General features: G+C 35.4%; 5 protein-coding genes. 1 reads left to right on the top strand and 4 read right to left on the bottom strand.

Features of this window, described 5'->3' with window-relative positions:
- Positions 1–797 (top strand): AbiH family protein (locus WMO25_RS14400; protein WP_349085875.1); only part of this gene is annotated, 797 nt, incomplete at its 5' end.
- A 72-nt stretch (positions 798–869) separates the two neighbouring features.
- On the opposite strand, the gene WMO25_RS14395 is transcribed toward WMO25_RS14400, so the two are convergent.
- From WMO25_RS14395 to WMO25_RS14380, 4 genes are all read right to left on the bottom strand, one after another.
- Positions 870–1,259 (bottom strand): DUF6262 family protein, encoded by a 390-nt coding sequence (locus tag WMO25_RS14395; RefSeq protein ID WP_055303597.1) that lies wholly within the window; start codon positions 1,257–1,259, stop codon positions 870–872.
- A complete protein-coding gene (locus tag WMO25_RS14390; RefSeq protein WP_349085873.1) occupies positions 1,234–2,397 on the bottom strand; it encodes a tyrosine-type recombinase/integrase in 1,164 nt (387 codons plus the stop codon). The genes WMO25_RS14395 and WMO25_RS14390 overlap by 26 nt, the downstream gene beginning before the upstream one ends.
- A 340-nt stretch (positions 2,398–2,737) precedes the next feature.
- The gene (locus WMO25_RS14385) at positions 2,738–4,702 is read right to left on the bottom strand and encodes a tyrosine-type recombinase/integrase (protein WP_186279103.1); all 1,965 of its coding nucleotides are present in this window, start codon (positions 4,700–4,702) and stop codon (positions 2,738–2,740) included.
- 13 nt (positions 4,703–4,715) lie between these two features.
- Positions 4,716–5,273: tyrosine-type recombinase/integrase (locus tag WMO25_RS14380; protein WP_349085872.1), on the bottom strand; the 558-nt coding region annotated here is incomplete at its 5' end.

Raw genomic sequence — 5,273 nt, 5'->3', positions numbered from 1 at the left:
TACAAACATTATTTTCCATGTTCTTATCCAACATTGTTACTACTGAAGTCATAAAAGAAATAGGATCAAATGCAACGAAATATAATTGGGCCATAAATTCTTTAGAAAATATATTGGGGGATCTTGATACAGACAGTTTGCAAAATATGAATTTTTCTAAGAATGTGATCAAAAATGGACACCATCAATTGTTTGTTTTTAAATTTTATAATTTTAATTATACAAGCTTATTAGATAACTATATTGATTTGGATAGACAACAATTTAAACCTGTTATTTATAAAACATCATCTAATAATTTTCACTTTAAAATCAATAATGATATATTGTATTCAAATGTAATATTAGATATTGTACATCCAAACGGAATTCAGTCGATTCCTAAATCCATTCTTTTTGGATATGAGCGCAAAGGATACAATGAATTTACAGATGAAGATCGATTTTTTATAAAATCTTACTGGACGAGGGCAGACATAAGATATTCTAGTGATTTTTTAAATACAAAACTATTTATAATTTATGGAATGTCAATAGGGAAATCTGATTCTTGGTGGTGGGAACATATTTTTTATTCACTAAAAGAAAACGGATCCGAATTGATTATATATAATTATACCCTAGATATTGAAGAAGACAAAGAACAGGTAAAACAACGATTTATAAATAATAGTATTGGAGAGGATTCAAATATTTCAACTTCTGAGCTAAATAAAATAAAAGAACATATTTATGTAGTGAATTTTAATGATCAAAATGATACAAAATTGTTTAATATGGAGATGCCGACGGTTTAATCCCTTCTTTCCGCTATTAGTAAAACAGATAGAATTCCCTCATATTTTGAAAATTCTATCTGTTTTACATTTTTACAATCCTTTAATAAACGCAACTTCTTTTTTCTTAAGAGCTTTCTTCAACTTTTCATTCTCTGCCTTTAAATCCTTATTCTCTTTCTGAGATTTTTCATACTCCATTTTTATCAGCTCATTCTGCCGCTCCAGAGCATAATCCAGAATCACTTTCTTTTTCTGATGGAACACCTTGCCTTCCTGCTTCTGTCTTGCCTCATTCAAAAACTTGCTTACAGTCGGATTCTTATAGAAGAAAGCCCTTGACAATCCTGTTTTCCGGACTAGTTCACAGACCAAAAGTTGCTCTTCCTTATCCAGCATTTCTTTGATTGTGCGGATTGCGCAGTCTATTTTTTCCTTACTTGCCTTTTGATTAGACTCAACCATTTTGGAATACTTGCTCATATCCATCCCACTCCTTAATAATTTCACTCAAAATCTCATCCATCGTCTTTCTTAATTCTTCGGTTTCCTTTACCAATAGCTTTCCGCTTGCCCGCCGATACCTATATACCGTATTCACTCCTCTATGCCCTAATAGATGTGCAATAGCAGCATCATCCAGATGCAGTTCCACAAGTTTCATGCCATAACAGTGCCGGAATAAATGTGTGGCAAAGCCCATTCGTTCTCCGTTGTCTTTGCAAATATCATTTTCGTGTATCAATGTATATACACGGTGTTTCAGCATAGAATATTGAAACGGCAGGGAAGGGTTCGACTCATTTACGAATACATATTCCGTTCCCCCATACCTTTCGTATGTATACTCCATGGATTTTTGAATTAACTTAGCCACATCATCTGGAATCGGTTTTTCATAATAAGAGGTCTTTACCTGATACATTCGAACAATATAATGCCCGTTTTCCTGATATAAGCAGTCTGTTCGCAAGGTAAGTGTATCAGAAATCCTTCCGCCAAGCATCTGATGCAGGATCAGCGCACGTGCCACCTGTTCTTCCATATTGACAATATAATAATTCAAACGCTTTATTTCCTCGTCAGAATAAATTTTAAATGCTACTTCCGGTGCTTTTGGCATATCCTGCTTAATAAACAATTTCCCCAACTTGGGCTTGTCAATCACTTTTCCAACCTGCTGCAGCATGTTTTTTAAATTTGCCATTTCTGTTTTTAAGTTTCTTTCCTGACCTCTTTCCAGGTTGATGTAAGTCAAGTATTCTTCAATATTTAACCGCCCTACTTCGCCTAAACTTTTAATTTCTGGATTTCTCTTGGCAAGAAACTCAGAAAACCGTCTTACCGCACGTATCTCTCCCTGTAGCGAACCTACCGATAAATATTTAATCCGAATATAAGATGCCCGTTTTACCTCTTCCCTTATTGTCTCCTGTATGATTCCAGTAAATTTTATTGTCCTTATCACATCTATCGGATTCTGTCTGACCTCAAACCCCAAATTTTCCAGTTTCCACACATCTTTTTCCCATTCTGACCGTTTATCTTCTGGTTCCAAATAACGAAGCAGAAGACGTAGATACTTGATTGGTGCCGCATCCTCTTGTAAATTCTTACCCATACTTTTCATATGATGCTTTCGCGTGATTTGATATCCATGATTTAATAGCCATGCCTTAAATTTCTTAACAAGGACTTCTTCTGGTATTGCCCTGAAACTGTGCAGAAACGGATATTTAGCTTTCATAAATCTAGCAAGTAGATTGTAAAGAATTATGTCTCCATTTACGGTAGACATACTCAACTCTTCTCCGCGGCTTCGTATGAATGTTTCCATTTCCTTTTTCTGCCCTTCCATTGTCAAAAGATCCAAATTATAAAAATGTTGTTCCATAACTCTAATATTTTTTTCAGAAATACTTCCTTTTCTCTGATAGCAAGGAAGATCTTTTATGTAAATCCTAGTTTCCATCTTTGTCACTTCCTCTCCATTCGCTTACCAAACTTTTCTGTTCTTTATAATATTGTTCACTTGACATATCCACATGTTTCTGAATACAGTCAATATACCGTCTTGTCATATTTTCATGTTTATGACCTAAAAATTCCCGGATTGCCTGTATGGATGCCCCACGTTCGTATAAGGCTGTAGCTACACTATGCCGATAATCGTGCGTTTGGAACACATGATCTCCGCATCTGATTCCCTGTTTTTTACACCATGCCACCATTTCATGCCAATAGTGTGTTGACAAAAATGGTCCTCCTTTGGAATTTTGGAACACATATGAGTCTATACCGATTTTCTTTCGTTCTATATAAACCATCATGCTACGATATAATATCATCGGGATTGGAATTACCTTTTCCATCTTCATTTTGTGCTGATAAATCCTAAGCCAAGCAACCCCTTCCTTCAGATAATATCCTTCCCGTTTTATGGAACATACTTCATTGATTCGTAACCCTAAACACCATAAATGCAGATACATAAGCCTCATGTCTTCTGGCAACTGGTTTAAATTCTGTAAGATCTCCGTCACCGTATTCTGTGGTACAGACCGATAATGATGCGGTACTGGTTCCCGCTTTATATAATATTCTGGATAAAAAGGAACCTTGCTATAATGTCCCCTCGCTGTCAGGAACCTAAAAAAGCAATGGATTTCAGCCACCTTATCGTTAAATGTTGCAATTTCAACACATTCCTTTTGCAATTCTCTCATATATAAATCAATCTCTGCTGCAGTCAATTTATCTACTGCAAGTTTTTTTTGATCAAGAAAACGCAGAAAAGCTTTTGTAATATACGTCCGTGCCCATATATTTTGAACAGAAGCCCCAGTTACACTCAACTGATATTTTACATACATCTTTAAATATTCTCGGTTATGTTTATCTAATATATCTAAAAACGAAATACGTTTTACCGGTCTTGTCGGATCATAACGGGTTATATCAAACTGGAAACGCTCCAAATACCATACATTTGCATCCCAGTTGATATCTTTAGCCTGTAAAAAAAGGATTCTCTGTACTTTATCCACAATCTGAGGATATCGGTTATTTACAAGCGGAACTTCTTTTGCTTTACTAAAATACTCATCAATCTGGTTCTGCTCTAACTGTGTTAGATCCGAAATGCCTCTGTCTATGCAATACACATAAAAGAAATGCAAAGGGGCAAGATACCCCCGCCGTAATTTACGTTCCGAAAAGTTTCCTAATGCATAATTTAGAACTGTAAAAATCTGATATTTCAATCTCTGTGATGTCTTAATTGAAAAATCCCATATAATTCCTTCTGCATCCTTGCAATAGTAAAATTCCTTTGCCAAATTATAATCGGGATGATAACCCAAGTAAATTTTCTTCTCTTGATACTTTAACCGAATTCTAGTTTCCCTTATACTGTTATTTCTTTTTTTAATATCAAATAACTTTAGTTTATCTAAGCCGCTTAGATACCATGGACGATTTCTTTTATTTATGGTTTTCTCCAGATATTGTTCATAACTCACCCTGACATCCCAGTCAATTTCTTCCAAACTATATATCTTCTTCTCCACCATAAATGCATACACTTTGTTCTTAAGAGTCTGTTCTACTGTGTCACATTCTTCCAGCTCTTCTTTTAGTTTTACAAATTCTTTTTGCTTATGAAACATTCTCCAATCCCGTAAAGATTTTTGGTATACACCTATCAACTTTCTGTCTTTAATTTCATGTTCCTGAAGCCATAGTGCATACGAATCAATCAAACTATCTTCAATTTCTGTTACATCATACACATTTTTCAAATACAAATACTCTATCCCACGCTTTATAAATCTCTTTTCCCTTACCGGGCACTCCTCTATCTGTCTTTCTAAATATTCGACATTCTTCTTTTCTTCATGAAAACAATTAACCACTTCCATTGTCATATTTAACCAACTCCTATAACAATTTGTCCGCCATATATAATGCTGCATTTTTGCGAAAAAGCTCTTCACTTGCTTCAACCAACTCTTCATTGCTAATGTTCAGATAATTAATAGTTGTCTGTAGATTCCTATGCCCCAGCGCCTGACTGATCAATTCCAAACTCCATCCATTCTTCCGACGCTCGTTTGCAAAATAGTGCCTGAGCATATGAGATGTAACTTTAATCTGTGTCTTCTTTTGTAAACGGCGAAGCATTGCATTGACTGCATCTTCTGTTAACGCTTGTCCGGCATGTTCTCCAGATAATGTAATAAACAAATATTCTGATTCTCGCAATAATTTTCTGTACTTAGCATAGTAAAAGAGCAGAATGTCAAAAGTATCTTTGCTAACCTTTGCCCACCTGTCTTCCTCATATTTTGCACGCACTTTATTTTCATTGTCTACTCTTGGTTCAACGCGTATCCGACACCCCTGGTAATCAATGTCCTCCACATAACGTACCCCTAAAAGCTCTCCAATGCGAAATCCGGTCTCAGCTAATAAAAGAAGTAACAACTGATCCCTGCA

It is taken from the genome of Coprococcus intestinihominis (assembly GCF_040096555.1).
GTDB lineage: Bacteria > Bacillota > Clostridia > Lachnospirales > Lachnospiraceae > Coprococcus_A > Coprococcus_A intestinihominis.
Note: the sequence above shows the minus strand (reverse complement) of the source record. Positions and strands in the feature narration are given on the sequence as shown.